This window comes from Cloacibacterium sp. DMC96, from assembly GCF_056313765.1.
This window is the reverse complement of record NZ_JBQUZQ010000001.1, coordinates 1439480-1456502: the sequence shown is the minus strand read 5'-3', so window position 1 is coordinate 1456502 and position 17023 is coordinate 1439480. Positions and strand designations below refer to the sequence as shown.

Here is a 17023-nt window from a genome sequence, read left to right as displayed (position 1 = left end):
AAGTAATAAATCTAATATTTAAATCTGACATCTGATGTCTCATAAAAAAAGAATTTTCGTAGAAAAAAGAGGAATTTTCGATGTAGAAAGTCCTAAAGTTTTAAATGAAATTAAATCTATTTTGCCAAATATTCAATCGGTGAAAGTCTTTAATATCTATGATATTTTTGGCTTAGGCGAATTGGAATTTGAAAAAGTAGTCAACAATACTTTTGTAGATCCAGTGGTGGATATTTTGCATCATGATAATCCTGCAAAATCCATTTATTTTGCAACAGAATTTCTTCCTGGGCAATATGATCAAAGAGCAGATTCTGCACAGCAATGCATCGCATTACTTACTGGAAATGAGAAGTCTACCGTGAGAAGTGGTAAACTGATTGAATTACAAGGAATCAATGAGGCTGATTTGACTAAAATCAAAAATTTGCTAATCAATAAAGTAGAATCTCAAGAAAAAAATCTTGAAATTTTAGAAATTCCTGCGGAAGAAACTCCAGATCAAATCAAAATTTACTATGATTTTAATGATTTAACAACTCAACAACTTAACGATTTTTACAACAATCACGGTTTTGCATTTGGTTTTGATGATTTGCAGTTCATTCAAGACTATTTTAAATCAGAAAACAGAAATCCTACAGAAACGGAACTAAAAGTTCTCGATACATATTGGAGCGACCATTGCCGTCATACCACTTTTGAAACAGAACTCACAGATATTCAGTTTGAGGGAAAGTTTAAGGAGACTTTAGAAAAAATCTTCAATGATTATTTAGAAAAAAGAAAATTCTTGGGCAGAGAAGCAAAACCTATTTCTTTGATGGATTTGGCTACGGTTTGCGCAAGATATTTCCATAAAACAGGCAAGTTAGAAAATCTAGTCGTTTCAGATGAAATCAACGCTTGTACTATAGAAATTGAAGCCGAATTCGATGGCAAAAAAGAACCTTGGTATTTGTTGTTCAAAAACGAAACACACAATCATCCTACAGAAATTGAACCTTTTGGTGGTGCTTCTACTTGTTTGGGTGGCGCAATCAGAGATCCATTATCCGGTAGAGCTTTTGTGTTCCAAGCGATGCGTTTAACAGGTGCTGCAGATGTTTTAGAGCCAATTTCTGAAACTTTACCAGGGAAATTGCCACAAAGAACCATTTCTAAACAAGCAGCAAATGGTTATTCTTCTTATGGAAACCAAATTGGTTTGGCTACAACTCACGTTTCTGAAATTTATGATGAAGGTTACAAAGCGAAGAGAATGGAAGTTGGTTTTGTAGCAGGCGCGGTTCCAAAATCTTGGGTTCGCAGAGAAAAACCAGCTGTTGGAGATGTGGTAATTGTTTTAGGTGGTGCAACAGGAAGAGATGGAGTTGGCGGTGCAACGGGAAGTTCTAAAGAGCAAGATGAAACTTCAATTCATACCATGAGTTCTGAGGTGCAGAAAGGAAATGCAGTGGAAGAACGTAAAATTCAAAGATTGTTCAGAAATCCAGAAGTAACGAAGTTGATTAAAAAATCAAATGATTTTGGAGCGGGTGGAGTTTCTGTTGCGATTGGCGAAATTGCTGATTCACTGGAAATTAACCTGGATATTTTACCTTTGAAATATGAAGGTTTAAATGGTACAGAACTCGCTATTTCGGAGTCTCAAGAAAGAATGGCGGTAGTGATTGAAGCTCACGAAAAAGAGAAATTTATCAAATTCTGCGAAGCAGAAAATATAAAAGCCGTTGAAGTAGCAAAAGTTACAGACAGTGGAAGAATGCAAATGTTCTGGAACGGACAAAAAATTGTAGATCTCAGCAGAGCTTTTCTGGATACAAGTGGTTGTAGCAAATATCAAAAGGCAAGGATTGCCCATTTACAAGAAGTTAACTCAAATTCTATTGAGTTTAACAAAGAGAATTTCTACAAAATTTTAGCTGATAAAAACGTAGCTTCTCAAAAAGGATTAGTAGAAATGTTCGATTCTACAGTGGGTGCAACTACGGTTGCGCTTCCTTTTGGTGGAAAATATCAAACAACAGAAACGGAAGGTTGTGTGCAAACATTACCGATTCTCAACGCTGAAAATATAGAAACTGTTTCTTATGCAAGTTGGGGTTTTGATGCCGAAATTTCCAAGCAAAATTCTATGATTGGAGCAAGTTTAGCAGTGGTAGAAAGCGTGGCTAAAATCGTTGCAATGGGCGGAAATTTTAAAAATATCAGACTAAGTTTTCAGGAATATTTTGAAAAATTAGGCAATAATCCAGAAAAATGGGGGAAACCTTTAGCATCACTTTTAGGTGCTTATGATGCCCAAATGAACCTTGGTTTAGCGGCAATTGGTGGTAAGGATTCTATGAGTGGAACGTACCAAGATATCAATGTTCCGCCAACCTTAATTTCCTTCGCTTGTGCTGATGGGAAAAAATTAAACACCATTTCTCCAGAGTTCAAAAAATCTGGAAATTTCATCTATCATTTCCATCACAAAACTCAAGAAAATGGATTGCCAAATTACGAAAATTTAATCGAAGTTTTTGACTATATTCATCAAGGGATTCAGGACAAAAACATCGTTTCTGTGAAAACCATTAAAGATGGTGGAGTTGCAGTAGCGGTTGCAAAAATGAGTTTTGGAAATCTTCTCGGTGCAAAAATTTCTGTTGATGAAAAATTCCTACTCGATAAAAATATCGGTGGATTAGTAATAGAATCTACAGAAAAATTAGACAATAATTTACTTGAATTAATAGGTGAGGTTAAAAATTTAGAAATACTCAAAATCAATAATTTAGATTTTGAAATCAATAAATTACTTGAAGTTAATTTTGGAACATTTGAAAATTTATTTTCAACTAAAGAAAAAGATAAAATCATTATTAATTTTGATGAAAATCTAAACGGAACAGAGAAAAAATCAATCAACATTATTTCTCATAAAATTGGAACACCAAGAGTTTTTGCTCCAATTTTCCCAGGAACCAATTGTGAATATGAAACGCAAAATGCTTTCAGAAAAGAAGGTACTATTGTAGAGAGTTTACCACTGAAAAATTTAACCCATCAATTGCTTGATGAAAGTATAGAGGCTTGGGTGGAAAAAATTAAACAGTCGCAAATTTTAGTGTTTTCAGGAGGCTTTTCAGCAGGTGATGAACCAGATGGTTCTGCCAAGTTTATTGTGAATGTTTTGAAGAATGAAAAGATGAAAAATGCAGTTCACGAATTGCTTTCCAGAGACGGAATGATTTTGGGAATTTGTAACGGTTTTCAAGCTTTGGTAAAATCTGGTTTGCTTCCTTACGGTGAAATCAGAGATTTAGATGAAACATCTCCAACTTTAGCGCACAATGCTATCGGAAGACACATTTCTCAGATGGTAGATGTAAAAGTCATCAATGATGATTCTCCTTGGTTAAAGGGAATGAAAGGCGAGGTTTATACCATCCCGATTTCTCACGGTGAAGGTAGATTTATGGCTTCGGAAGAAGTATTGCTGGATTTGTACAAAAAAGGTCAGATTGCTACACAATACATCGATACTGATGGAAACGTTGCGCACGGAATGCCATTTAACCCTAATCAATCACTGTTCGGAATTGAAGGAATTACAAGTGATAGTGGTAAGATTTTTGGAAGAATGGGACATCCTGAACGTTTTGCAGATGGTTTGTTCAAAAACATTCCTACCGCTAATTATCATAATATTTTCAGAAACGGAGTAGAATATTTTAAATAAATCCTAAATAAAAAGTTAGATATGAATAAAGGTGAAATGCTTTACGAAGGAAAAGCAAAACAAGTTTTCGCAACAGAAAATCCAGAAGAAGTAATCGTAAAATTCAAAGACGATGCCACAGCATTTAATGCACAAAAACGTGGAAGTTTCGATTTGAAAGGCGAAATGAACAACGCTATTACTACACTTATTTTTGAGTATTTACAAGAAAAAGGAATCCCAACTCATTTCATCAAACAATTGAATGAAAGAGAACAGTTGGTAAGAAAAGTGAGTATTATTCCTCTAGAAATGGTGGTGAGAAACTACGCTGCAGGAAGTATGGCACAAAGATTAGGAGTAGAAGAAGGCATAAAATCTCCAATGACTATTTTTGATATTTGCTACAAAAAAGATGAATTAGGTGATCCTTTGATTAATGATTATCACGCCATTTTCCTGGGAGCTGCTACCAAAGAAGAATTAGATGAAATATATGCTTTAACCAATAAAATCAATGAGTTACTGAAAGAATTGTTCGATAAGATGAATATTATTTTGGTAGATTTCAAAATCGAATTAGGAAAAACATCTGATGGTAAAATTATTCTAGCAGACGAGATTTCTCCAGATACTTGCAGACTTTGGGATAAAGATACCATGAAAAAACTCGATAAAGATAGATTCAGACGTGATTTGGGCGAAGTTACTGAAGCGTATGTAGAAATCTATGAAAGATTGAAAAAAGCTCTAGGAAAGTAATTTTCTGAAAGATTTTCACCTATTGATAAATAAAATGAAAGATATAAAATTAACATATCAGGAACAATTTAGCCAAGAATTCTACGGCAGAAATCTTTTGAGAACTCAAGAAGAAGAATTCTTAGATGCTCCAAAAGAAGAATGTGGAATTTTTGGTTTGTATTCTGATAATGAAGTAGATACGTTCTCGCTTTCTCAGTTCGGGTTGTTTGCTTTGCAGCATCGTGGTCAAGAAGCTTGCGGTATTTCTGTTTCTTCTCAAGGTAAAATTATTACCGTAAAAGATGAAGGTTTGGTATTGGATATTTTTAAAACCATTCCAAATCCTGAAGCATTATTGGGAAATGCAGTGATTGGTCATACTCGTTATACCACAGCTGGTGATAAAAAAACCTATAATTTTCAGCCATTTTTTGCAAAAAATGAGTACGACCAAATTATTTTGTCGATTGCTCATAATGGTAATTTGACCAATGCGCAAGAACTTAAAGCGGAGTTAGAAGCAGAAGGTGTAGTTTTTAAAGCAACTTCAGACTCTGAGGTGATATTGAGATTGATTCAGAAGAATCTAGATTTAGGATTGCGTGGTGCGATAAAAGCAACCATGGAAAAAATAGAAGGCGCTTATTCCGTTGTAGGAATGACCAGAAATAAATTTTTTGCCTTTAGAGATTTTCACGGAATTCGTCCTTTGGTTTTAGGAGCGATAGATGAAAAAACTTTCGTTTGTGCTTCGGAAACTTGTGCACTAGATGCAGTAGGAGCGCAATATGTAAGAGATATTCTTCCGGGTGAAATCGTTTATACTTCTGAGCATCACGAAGGTTTACAGAGTTTCTTGGTTAAAGAAAATTGCGAAAGAAGAATCTGTGCTTTTGAATATATTTATTTTGCAAGACCTGATACTACTTTAGAAGGGATTAATGTACATGAAATCCGAGAAAAGTCTGGTGAAAAAATTTGGGAACAAGCTCCTGTAAAAGCAGATGTTGTCATTGGAGTTCCAGATTCAGGAGTTCCTGCTGCAATTGGCTATTCTAAAGCTTCTGGGATACCATTTAGACCAGTTTTAATTAAAAATAGGTACATCGCAAGAAGTTTTATTGTTCCGTCTCAGGAAATGAGAGAAAGAGTAGTGAATTTGAAACTGAATCCTATTGTTGCTGAAATCAAAGGCAAGTCAGTGGTCATTATTGATGATTCTATTGTAAGAGGAACCACTTCTAAACGATTGGTGAAAATTTTAAGAGACAGTGGAGCGAAAGAAATTCATTTCAGAAGTGTTTCTCCACCGATTATTGCACCATGTTTCTTAGGAATTGATACTCCGAAAAAAGATGATTTAATCGCCGCGAACATGTCTGTGGAAGAATTAAAAGATTATTTGGGAGTAGACAGTTTAGAATTTTTGAGCATTGATAATTTAAAAGTAATTTTAGGTTCTTCTGACCATTGTTTCGGTTGTTTTACAGAAAAATATCCAGTAAGCAAGCCAAAAGAAACGCATTTGTTTGATTAGTTTTAAATTTAAATAAATAGAAAAACTCGAGAATTTCTCGAGTTTTTTTGGTAATGATAGGTTGTATGTATGAAAGTGTTAGTGTTCTAAAAGTTGAAATCAAGACCTACTTGCAAGTTATTATTCTTAGAATTGCTTAAGAAATAATCGGTTACGTTTCCATCTTTTCCAATTCCAGTTAAACCGAATGTATAACGAGCATTGATGCCTAAATTCTCATTGATTTTAAGTCCAGCGCCAACTCCAGCTCCTACATTAAATCGGTTTAAGTAATCCATATTAATGTTGGTAGAAGGTGTGATAATGGTGTTTAAACTTTGGTTTGCCGAAAGCATGTAGCTAAATTCTGGTCCAACTTCTAAATATAAATTACTTGGCAAATTATACTGTAACATAATCGGTAATGATAAGTAATCTAACTTGGTTGTAGTAGAAACTTGGCCAATAATTCCACCGAAATCATATAAATCGGTTTTTGCTCCCATTTGGTTGTACACCAATTCTGGTTTGATGCTGTAAGATTCTGTAATAGGGAAAGTAGCAGTTACACCTGCATATAATCCAGTTTTCATTTTCGTGTCTACTGCGGTAGAAGTATTAGAAATGTCTGATGCATTAAGACCAGCTTTTACTCCAAACTGTTGTGCAAAAGAAAGTGAACTTGCTAAAACGGTTAATCCCAAAAATATTTTTTTCATAATCTTTTATTTTTCTTAATTAAATAATTGTTTAATACTTTCATATTTCCAAAGAGCATGCCAAAAATTGAACTGAATTTTTAACTCGTTGATTTACAATACTAAAAAAGCCGAAGAATGATCTTCGGCTTTTATTTTTTTTATCAAGTGTTCTTTATTAGAACTTTATATTTAAACCAACTTGAAAAGCATTGTTTTTGTTTTTCGCGTCAGTTGAAGGTCCTGATTCTTTAGTGATATCGCTGAAACCAGCTACATATCTTGCGTTAAGACCTACATTTTTAGAAATGTCAAATCCTAAACCTAAACCAACTCCCATGTTGAAGCTATTGAAGTCTTCCTTATCCAATTCTGTTACTGTTGAAGAAGAACCGTCATCAAATTTTTGTTTAGCATTCACTAAAAATCCAAATTCTGGACCTGCTTCTAAGTAAAACTGTGGAGTAGCTTTATATTGGAACATCACTGGAACTGCTACGTAATCTAGGTTAAGGGTAGAAGAATAAGTAGTTCCTAATACGGTAGAAGATACTTTAGAGCCTAAATTGTTATATAAAACTTCGGGTTGAATGCTGAATGATTCTGATACTGGAACGTTCATGAAAACACCTGCGTAGTAACCTACTTTTGATTTAGTATCATCAAATCCTTCGTCTGAAATAGTTGAAACGTTCATACCTGCTTTTGCTCCGAATTGCTGTGCAAATGTCAATGAGCTTACTGCTACTGCAGCTGTTAAAAATAATTTTTTCATAATTTTAAATTTTTTGTTCTTATTAATTTCTAATTTTTAAGTTTTATGTTTTGTCTTTGCAAAGTTTCAATTTTTGTAAAAGCTTCTTGTTATAAAATTTTAAACAATTGTTTCAAAATTTTTGCTCCACACTTGTAAGCTTTATTAAAACTGAAAAGTTGTTCAGATTTCTAAGGCAAAGTTGTAGCATTTCTTAAAATTTTATTTTACAAAATTTTCATTGTTTTTTACAGAATTCCATAAAAAAAGTTTGGCCAAAGCCAAACTTTCAAATATGTTGCCAAAAAACCTTCTTTTAAAGGGTTTTTATTATGCTATGCATTGATATTTCTGTAATAATCTAAAGCTTGTTCTATGTGCTCTTGACTTACTTTGTAGTCATAGTTGCATTTGCCTAAACCTTCTAGAATAGAGAAATTAATCTTGCCATGGTCATTCTTCTTGTCATTGAGCATTAGTGCGATAATCTCTTCATTGCTAAATGCAGAAATCGAAATATATGGATAGTATTTTTGAATATTTTCAATAATGAGTTGTGCTTTTTCTGGCGAAATAAGATTTTCTAGCTCCGAAATTTTCGTTTCGATAATCATTCCAAGCGCTACCGCTTCACCATGTGGAATGACTTGGTGCATTTTCAGACAAAGACTTTCCACTGCATGACCGATAGTATGACCAAAATTTAAAATTTTTCTAAGACTTTTTTCTTTGTAATCTTTTACCACCACATTTTCTTTAATCATCATAGAGTTTTCGATATGCGGAGCAATATTTTCGGGCGTAAGTTCTTCTATGGTAATGAGATCATTCCAGTGTGAAATATCTGCAATTAAGCCATGTTTTAGCATTTCTGCAAAACCACTTCTTAACTCTACGAAGTCCAACGTTTTTAAAAATTCTGGATAAACCAAAATATGCTCTGCTTCGGCAAAAGTTCCTACAATATTTTTGAGATATTGATGGTCTATTCCTGTTTTTCCACCGATAGAAGCATCACACATCGCTAGAAGAGTAGTAGGAATATTGATGAAAGAAATCCCTCTCTTGTAAGTAGATGCTACGAAACCGCCTAAATCTGTAATCACGCCACCACCTAAATTGAGAAGTAATGATTTTCTATCCGCTTCGAATTCTGATAAAATCTCCCAAAGTTGAACAACGGTAGAAATATTTTTAGCATCTTCTCCTGATTCTATTTCTATGATTTCGAAGTGAATATCGGTATCTAGATTTCCTAAAAGTGTGGGAAGGCAATGTTGATGAGTGTTTTCGTCTACCAATATGAAAATCTGACTGGGATTTTTTTCTTGTATAAACGTATTAAGTGCTGAAAATTCTGAGTCTAAAATAGAAAGCATGCTAAAAATTTTTGCAAAAATAACAATAAAAAGCACACCAAATTTTTGGTGTGCCGTGATTTTTGTCTTGTATAACAAAATTATTCTATACAAATGTTTAATTATTAGACCTATAAAAATCATGAAATTTATATTTTAGTAATTGCATAACAATCATTAAATTTGGGCGTCAAATAATTACATATGTCAATTTTCAACGATACTAAAATTGCTTTTGCTGAAAAGTCAACAGCGCAACTAGAAAAAGCTAAGTGGATGTTTACCGCTATTAAATATCCTAGCGTAACCAATGTGGGAATTAACTTTCTGAATTTCACCATTAAGAATAATTTTCCTTTTGTAACAGATTTGGTAAAAACTACTCTTTTTGAGCAATTCTGTGGTGGCGAAACTCGTGAACAAAGCATGAAAGTGGTAGATAAAATGTTTACTCATCACGTAGGAAGCATTTTTGATTATGCCATCGAAGGAAAGGAAGAAGAAGCTGCTTTTGATAAAACTTGCGAAGAAATTAAAGAAAACATAAAATTTGCAATAGGTAATCCTGCTATTCCTTTTGTGGTTTTTAAACCAACAGGTTTTGGTAGATTAGACTTGTATGCAGATGTTTCAGCGGGAAAAGAATTGACCAGTTCCGAGAAAGAAGAATGGCAACGTGTAAGAAATCGTTACGAAGAGGTTTGCAAAATGGCGTATGACAATAAGGTAATTCTGATGATTGATGCAGAAGAATCTTGGATGCAAGATGCAGTAGATCACTTGGTAAATGAAATGATGGAGAAATACAACAAAGAGAAAGCCTATATCTGGAATACAATCCAAATGTACAGAACGGGAAGATTAGAATATATGGCTCAAGATTTAGAGCGTGCAAAATCTAAAAACTACTTCTTAGGATATAAATTTGTTCGTGGTGCATACATGGAAAAAGAAAGAGAACGCGCTGCAGAAAAGAATTATCCAGACCCAATTCAGCCAACCAAAGAAGCTACCGATAATAATTATAATGCAGCAGTAGATTTTGTTTTAGAAAATTTAGATAGAGTAGCAGCATTTTTCGGGACGCATAATGAGAAGTCTACAGAATTGGCGATGGACAAAATGCAAGCTAAAGGTTTACCTCATGACCACGAAAATATCCATTTCGGGCAGTTATACGGAATGAGTGATAACATTACTTATTACCTTGGGGAGAAAAAATACAATGTAACCAAGTATTTACCTTACGGTCCAGTAAAAGATGTAGTGCCTTATCTTACCAGAAGAGCACAGGAAAACACTTCTGTAGCAGGACAAACAGGTCGTGAACTTTCATTGATTCAAAAAGAATTAGAAAGAAGAAGAAAAGAAAAGTAATTTTTTCAGAAATTTTTCAAAATATCAATACAAGCGGATGTCACTTTGAGCGTAGTCGAAAAGTAGTCCGCTTTTTTTATGAATTTGGTTATCGGCTTTAGCCAAAATTTAATTCTCTTAATTCATTTATTAAATTTAAATTAAAGGAAACTTAGCGTTCTTTGCGTAAAACTTTGCGACTTTGCGTGAAAAATCAATTCTAAAATCCGTATTTTTGTAAAAATCATCATCAAATCGTCAAATCAACACATCGCCGCATTGACTTTCGCACAAATCATTCTACCGCTTAATCTCAAAGGAACTTTTACCTACAAAGTTTCCGAAGAATTTTTGTCGAAAATCGAAGTAGGAATGCGTGTTTTGGTTCCTTTTGGTGGGAAGAAAATCTATACAGGAATTGTTGCCGAAATTCATCAGAATGAACCTGAAACTTTTTTGCCAAAAGACATTCATTCATTGCTAGATGCAGAACCTATTGTTCCCAAACAGCAATTGAAATTCTGGAATTGGCTTTCGGAATATTATCTCTGTAATATTGGCGAAATCTACCGTTTTGCGTTTCCAAGTTCTTTAAAATTAGAAAGTGAAACCTATCTGAAACGAAATCCGAATAAAGAAATAGACTGGGAAGTTCTGGATGCCAATGAAACCTATTTATTACAAGCTCTAGAAGTGAAAAGCCTCGTCAGTTTGTCTGAAATAGAAGCGTTTATTCCTAAAAAAGAAATCGTAAAAACAGTAAAAGCGCTCATCGACGAACAACTGATTTTAATAGACGAAAAAATCTACGAAAAATACAAAGCCAAAGAAGTAGCTTATCTTAAAATTGATGAAAATATTCTCGGCAATCTGTCAGAAATTCTGCAAAGTTTAACCAAAGCCAAAAAACAAAAAGATTTGTTTTTAACGATTTTGGAGGCTCAGCAAACACAAAATCAACCGCTGCGAAAGTCTCAATTTTTTGAAAATGGAGTTTTCAATGCTTCGCATTTAAGAGGTTTGGTGGAGAAAAACTTGGTACAGGAATATTACCTTCAGAAAGATAGAATCGAAACTTATGAAGGAGAAATAGAAAATCTGGAAAAACTTTCGGAAATTCAAGAAAAAGCTTTGGCAGAAATGAATGAAGGTTTCCGTGAAGGCAAAAATGTCTTGCTTCATGGTGTTACCAGTTCTGGAAAAACGCATCTATATTTGGAAAAAATAGAAGAAACCATTGCTAATGGAAAAAATGTGTTGTTTCTGCTTCCAGAGATTGCGTTGACCAAACAAATTATCCAAAGATTAGAAAAAAAATACGGAAAACAACTCGGTTTTTATCATCAAAAACTCACGGATTTCGAAAAAGTAGAAGTTTGGCGAAAAGTGAAGAATAATGAGATTAAAATCCTCATCGGAACCAGAAGTTCGCTGTTTCTTCCGTTTCAGAATTTAGGCTTAATCATCATCGATGAAGAACATGATGCTGCTTACAAACCTAGAGAAGTAAAACCTTTTTTCAATGCCAAAGATGCCGCTTTGGTTTTGGCAAATTATTATCAAGCGAAAGCGATTTTGGGCTCTGCAACGCCTTCCGTAGAAAGTTATTACGCCGCCAAAAATGGTAAGTTAAAATACGTTTTCTTAGGAGAAAGATTTGGAGAAGTGGCTTTGCCAAAATATGAAATCATCAATTTCAAAGAAGCGCAAGAATCGAAACTTTCAGTAGGTCATTTTTCTCAGCATTTAATTGATAAAATTTCTGAAAATTTAGAACATAAAAAGCAAACCATCATTCTGCACAACAGAAGAGGATATGCAAACGTGGTAGAATGCGAAAGTTGCGGTCATGTTACCTATTGCAGCAATTGTGATGTGGTGATGACCTATCATAAATCTACCAATGAGCTGAAATGCCATTATTGTGGTCACAAAGCGCAAAAACCTAAAATTTGTCCGAAATGTCAAAGTACAAACCTCAATACTCGTGGAATTGGCATTGAACAGATAGAAGAAGAAACGCAGAAAATTTTTAAAGAAGCACAAGTAGAGAGAATGGATGTAGACAGCATGCGTAAGAAATTTGCCTACGAAAAACTCTACGAAAAAATAGAATCTGGCGAAGCCGAAATTGTGGTAGGAACACAAATGATTTCTAAAGGTTTGGATTTTGATAATATAGAATTGGTGGCGATTCCTAAAGCAGATGCACTGTTGTATGTTCAGGATTTCAGAGCAGAAGAGAGAGCTTATCAATTGATTACGCAGGTTTCGGGAAGAGCGGGTAGAAACTCTGGGAAAGGTAAAATTTATATTCAAACCTATAATCCTCATCATCCACTTTTTGAACTGATTAAAGAAGAAAATTCTGCAAAAATTTATGAGCATTTCCTCAAAGAAAGAGAACAATTTTTGTATCCACCTTTTGTGAAATTGGTTCTAATAGAACTCAAACATAGAAAAGAAGAAAAATTACAGAGAGCTTCTCAGTTTTTAAGTTCGGTTTTGCAAAAATATTTGCCTTTGCCATGTATTTTAGGGCCAGAAAAAGCACCGATTGGTAAAATAAATCTCTTGTATCAATATCAGATTTTGCTCAAATTACCAAGAGGCAAAAAGTACCAAGAATACAAGGATTACGTGCTGAAATCTCTAGAAGAATTTGAAGAAATTACCGCTTACAAAAGCATCAAAATAGATACGTTTGTTGATTTTTAACAAATTTTAACAATTCTTGGGACAGTTTTAGCTATACAAGAAGAATAGGAAAAGGCAATAATTTATAAATTTGTCCCGTTAGAATATTGAAAATCTGATTATTATAAAGTCTAAAATGAGAGAATTGAAAAGAATAGCTATAGCTGCAACTGTGCTTGTACAAACCGCAGTTATTGCCCAAACTTCATCAGTTTCTTCTAATATATATACCGAAAAAAATGGAATAGGAAGTGCTGGAATAGAAAAACCTGTGCTTTCCCCCAAAGAACAATTAGAAGAAAATATAGAAAAAATGAAAAAAGACCCTCTTTTGCGCAACGCAACTTGGGGTTTTGTAGTGTACGATACCAAAAAGAAAGAAGTTATCACCGGTTATAATGAAGACAAACCTCTGATTCCGGCTTCTACCACCAAATTGCTTTCTACCGATGCTTCCATGTCGCTTTTGGGAGGAAGATTTAAATGGATTACTCAATTAGAATATTCTGGAACCATTGACGAAACGGGAACGCTTAACGGAAATCTTTTCGTGATTGGCAGTGGTGATCCTTCTATGGGAACAGGAAAAGCAGGAGCGTGGTCTTATTCTCAAATTATCAGCGATTATTTAGCTAAAATTTCTGAAGCGGGAATTAAGAAAATTAATGGAGATATTGTAGTGCAAACTGCTGTTTTTCAGGATGTAAGATTAGAATTGCCTGAAAAAATAGTTTGGTTAGAGCATAACAATTACTATCTTCCTGTAGGAAATACCAATAACATCAACCCAAAAAACGAGAGAATTGCAGTAAAAGCAAAATCTGTTTTTGACACTTCAAAAAGATATTTTTACGTTTCTCCTTACATGCGCAAAATGGCTTTCACCGAAAAATTTGAAGCCAATAATTTAATTACCACAATTCCTGCAGCTCCAGCGTTATTAGCCAATAATCTTAGAGCGAGTTTGATTAAAAATAGAATCCCAATTTCTGGAAAAGTCATTAATAGAGTGACTGACCCAAATCCCGAAGAAAGACAATTTTTAGCGAAATATTCTTCACCTACAATGGTGGATATTATTTACTTTACCAACCAAAAAAGTGATAATGCTTTAGCAGAATCTCTTTTGAAAACAGTAGGTTTTTACAAAACAGGAAATGTTTCTTTAGAATCCGGACGAGAAACCATCGTGAGACATTTAGAAGAGAAAAGATATGATTTTGATGGTTTGGTTTTAGCGGATGGAAGTGGTTTGTCGAGAGCAAATAAAGTGAAACCCATTTCTCAGGTGAAGTTTTTAGCAGAGGTGATGAAAGAGAAATATTATGACGATTTCCTTAAATCTTTGCCTATAGCAGGAGAAACAGGAACACTGAGAAGAATGTTTAAGACAAGTAACAATTACGGTCAAATTTTTGCCAAAACAGGAACACTCAATGGGGTAAAATGTTTGGCAGGTTACATTAAAACCAGAGACGGAAGAATTCTTTCTTTTTCTTTGTTAATCAATGGTTATTTAGGTTCTGTAGACCAAATAAAAGCCAGAATGGAACAATTGCTAGAACCTGTGATAGATTTGTAGTAAATATGAAGATTTTTCCCATCCTTTAGGATTAGAGGAAATGAAAAATCTTATAATTTCAAAGAAAGCAACACTTAGAATATATCGACAAAGCCTTCTTTTATGAGGGCTTTTTTTATTACATTTGTGAAAATCAAAAAATCTAAAAAATGATTTCAGAAAAATACCTAAAACACTTACAAAACGAGCTAGAAAATATCGAAAATGACGGATTGTACAAGCGTGAAAGAATCATTACTTCACAACAATCTGCAGAAATTGTAGCCAATGGAAAATCATTATTGAATTTCTGTGCCAATAATTATTTGGGACTTTCTAACCATCCAGAAGTGATGAAAGCATCTCAAGATATGATTGCTTCTCATGGTTACGGAATGTCTTCGGTGCGTTTTATCTGCGGAACTCAGGATATTCATAAAGAATTAGAAGCGAAAATTTCTGAATTTTTAGGAACCGAAGATACCATTTTGTACGCAGCAGCTTTTGATGCAAATGGTGGGGTATTTGAACCGCTTTTCACAGAAGAAGATGCTATTATTTCAGACGAGTTGAACCACGCTTCTATTATTGATGGGGTTCGACTTTGTAAAGCAGCGAGATACAGATATAAAAATAATAATATGGAAGATTTAGAAGCACAACTTATTGAAGCTTCTAAACAAAATCACCGTTTCAAAATCATCGTTACAGATGGAGTTTTCTCAATGGACGGAATCGTGGCAGATTTAAAAGGTGTTTGCGATTTAGCAGAGAAATATGATGCGTTGGTAATGGTTGACGATTCTCACGCAACAGGTTTCATCGGTAAAACAGGTCGTGGAACACATGAAGCCAATGAAGTGATGGGAAGAGTAGATATTATTACTTCTACGTTAGGAAAAGCTTTAGGTGGCGCTCTTGGTGGTTTTACTTCTGGGAAAAAAGAAATTATCGACATGCTTCGTCAACGTTCTCGTCCGTATTTGTTTTCAAATTCTCTGGCTCCAGGAATTGTAGGAGCGGCTTTGAAAGTTCTAGAAATGCTTTCTAAAAATACTTCACTTCGTGATAAAGTGATGGAAAACGCAGAATATTTCCGTACGGAAATGAAAGCCAAAGGTTTTGATATTCCTGATGGTGATGCGGCAATTGTTCCGGTAATGTTATATGATGCTAAATTAGCCCAAACTTTTGCAGAAAAAATGATGGAAAACGGCGTTTATGTCATCGGTTTCTTCTACCCAGTTGTACCGAAAGGAAAAGCAAGAATTAGAGTTCAGCTTTCTGCGGGACATACTCGTGAACATTTAGATAAAGCCATTGCTGCTTTCGAAAAAGTAGGTAAAGAATTAGGCGTAATTTCTTAAAAATTTAGATTCTTTAAGAAAGTTGCGGAGCAACGAACGATACATAAGCATCGGAATTCATTCTGATGTAAAATATAAAAATCAATGAAAGCGGACTTTAGTCCGCTTTTTTTATTCTCTTTTATTAGGATTGATGGGCTTTTCTTTGGTGATGACCATTCCGCGAATATAGTTTCGGTCTTGGTAAATCCAAACGCTTAAAAATTGAATATCAGGATTCTTTTCCGTTTTTGTGTTGAAAACATATAATTCCACAGGATCTGTTGTCAATGAAGTTTTATGAATATAAGCAGAATTAAAATCTTGCAATTCTATTTTTCCTAAATCGGTTTCGTTTTTTTGACAGATTTCACTTAATTTTTCCTCTAAAAACATCTCAAATTTCTTCGCAACATTAAATCTCTCAAAAGAAGTATAGTTTTTATTCTCACATTTATTGAGAAATTCTTGAATGAAATTTTTGGCAATGGTTTGTCTTTCTGTATTGATGTTTTTATCTGAAATTTTCTTGTAAAAACTTTGTGCGGGAAGCAAAGAACTGAAAAATAAGGCAATAATGATGAGGCTTTTCATGGTGTAAGTTTCTCCAAAACTAATATTTTTTAACGAAATAAAATAATATTTGAACAGAATTTCCCTATTTTCGCCAACTCATAACTCATACTTCATCACTTATAACTTAATAAAAATGTTCAGCAAAGAAGAAGCTGCTAAAATAAAAAAGGAATTTTGGACCAGTTTCGGGAAGTCGTTTCCGAGAAAATGGATTTTGTATGATACTAAAATCAAAGATTTCGCCTTTAAATTCTATTGTGACAACAAAAAAGCTGAGGTTTCTGTAGACATAGAAATGAAAGATGAAATCTTCAGAAATGCTTATTATGAAAAGCTTTGGTCTCTCGAAGGAATTTTAGAAGATGAACTGAAATGCGAGGTGTATAAAGACGAATTCTACACCTTAGAAAACGGAAAAGAGATTTCCAGATTTTGGGTAGAAAAACATGGTGTTTCCATCTACAATAAAAACACTTGGCGAGAAATTTTCGAATTCTTTGTCGAAAAAATGACCGCTTTTGAAATGGTGTATTATGAATATGAGGAGTTTATAAAAGATGTGTAAAAGAATCAAGTAAAAAGTAAAAAGAGCCAAGTGAAAGTACCCAAAGTATTCACATGGGTTTTAAGTTTTTAAAGTATATAAAGACGCTTCGTTTTTTTTAAACGAAGCGTCTTGTTTTATCTCAAAAAAAAATTTGTGTTCTT

12 protein-coding genes are annotated in these 17023 nt (G+C 34.0%); 8 read left to right on the top strand and 4 right to left on the bottom strand.

The window, feature by feature from the left end:
* Positions 1-34 precede the first annotated feature (34 nt).
* From ACT53I_RS06475 to purF, 3 genes are read left to right on the top strand one after another with little or no spacing between them, the layout of a single operon-like run.
* A complete protein-coding gene (locus ACT53I_RS06475; protein ID WP_476078954.1) occupies positions 35-3730 on the top strand; it encodes a phosphoribosylformylglycinamidine synthase in 3696 nt (1231 codons plus the stop codon).
* 21 nt (positions 3731-3751) lie between these two features.
* Complete coding sequence (purC, locus tag ACT53I_RS06470; RefSeq protein WP_476078953.1) at positions 3752-4471, top strand: phosphoribosylaminoimidazolesuccinocarboxamide synthase; 720 nt, start codon at positions 3752-3754, stop codon at positions 4469-4471.
* A gap of 34 nt (positions 4472-4505) precedes the next feature.
* Entirely contained in the window at positions 4506-5990 is a 1485-nt protein-coding gene (gene purF / locus ACT53I_RS06465; RefSeq protein WP_476078952.1) for an amidophosphoribosyltransferase, read from the top strand.
* Positions 5991-6076: 86 nt separating this feature from the next.
* On the opposite strand, the gene ACT53I_RS06460 is transcribed toward purF, so the two are convergent.
* The 3 genes from ACT53I_RS06460 to aroB all read right to left on the bottom strand — a co-directional run bounded on the left by ACT53I_RS06460 (position 6077) and on the right by aroB (position 8800).
* Positions 6077-6688: a porin family protein gene (locus ACT53I_RS06460; RefSeq protein ID WP_476078951.1), complete on the bottom strand. Its 612-nt coding sequence runs from the start codon at positions 6686-6688 to the stop codon at positions 6077-6079.
* A 157-nt stretch (positions 6689-6845) separates the two neighbouring features.
* Positions 6846-7442: a porin family protein gene (locus ACT53I_RS06455; RefSeq protein ID WP_104793536.1), complete on the bottom strand. Its 597-nt coding sequence runs from the start codon at positions 7440-7442 to the stop codon at positions 6846-6848.
* 314 nt (positions 7443-7756) lie between these two features.
* Entirely contained in the window at positions 7757-8800 is a 1044-nt protein-coding gene (aroB, locus tag ACT53I_RS06450; protein ID WP_476078950.1) for a 3-dehydroquinate synthase, read from the bottom strand.
* A gap of 183 nt (positions 8801-8983) precedes the next feature.
* Between aroB and ACT53I_RS06445 the strand changes: the two genes are divergently transcribed.
* The 4 genes from ACT53I_RS06445 to kbl all read left to right on the top strand — a co-directional run bounded on the left by ACT53I_RS06445 (position 8984) and on the right by kbl (position 15760).
* Complete coding sequence (locus tag ACT53I_RS06445) at positions 8984-10156, top strand: proline dehydrogenase family protein (protein WP_476078949.1); 1173 nt, start codon at positions 8984-8986, stop codon at positions 10154-10156.
* A 258-nt stretch (positions 10157-10414) separates the two neighbouring features.
* Positions 10415-12853, top strand: coding sequence for a replication restart helicase PriA (priA, locus tag ACT53I_RS06440; RefSeq protein ID WP_476078948.1), 2439 nt, complete (start codon positions 10415-10417; stop codon positions 12851-12853).
* A gap of 115 nt (positions 12854-12968) precedes the next feature.
* Positions 12969-14414: a D-alanyl-D-alanine carboxypeptidase/D-alanyl-D-alanine endopeptidase gene (gene dacB / locus ACT53I_RS06435; protein WP_476078947.1), complete on the top strand. Its 1446-nt coding sequence runs from the start codon at positions 12969-12971 to the stop codon at positions 14412-14414.
* A 149-nt stretch (positions 14415-14563) separates the two neighbouring features.
* Positions 14564-15760: a glycine C-acetyltransferase gene (gene kbl, locus ACT53I_RS06430; protein WP_476078946.1), complete on the top strand. Its 1197-nt coding sequence runs from the start codon at positions 14564-14566 to the stop codon at positions 15758-15760.
* Between the two features lie 111 nt (positions 15761-15871).
* On the opposite strand, the gene ACT53I_RS06425 is transcribed toward kbl, so the two are convergent.
* A complete protein-coding gene (locus tag ACT53I_RS06425) occupies positions 15872-16333 on the bottom strand; it encodes a hypothetical protein (protein WP_476078945.1) in 462 nt (153 codons plus the stop codon).
* Positions 16334-16448: 115 nt separating this feature from the next.
* Between ACT53I_RS06425 and ACT53I_RS06420 the strand changes: the two genes are divergently transcribed.
* A complete protein-coding gene (locus ACT53I_RS06420; RefSeq protein ID WP_476079382.1) occupies positions 16449-16880 on the top strand; it encodes a DUF4268 domain-containing protein in 432 nt (143 codons plus the stop codon).
* Positions 16881-17023: the final 143 nt, after the last annotated feature.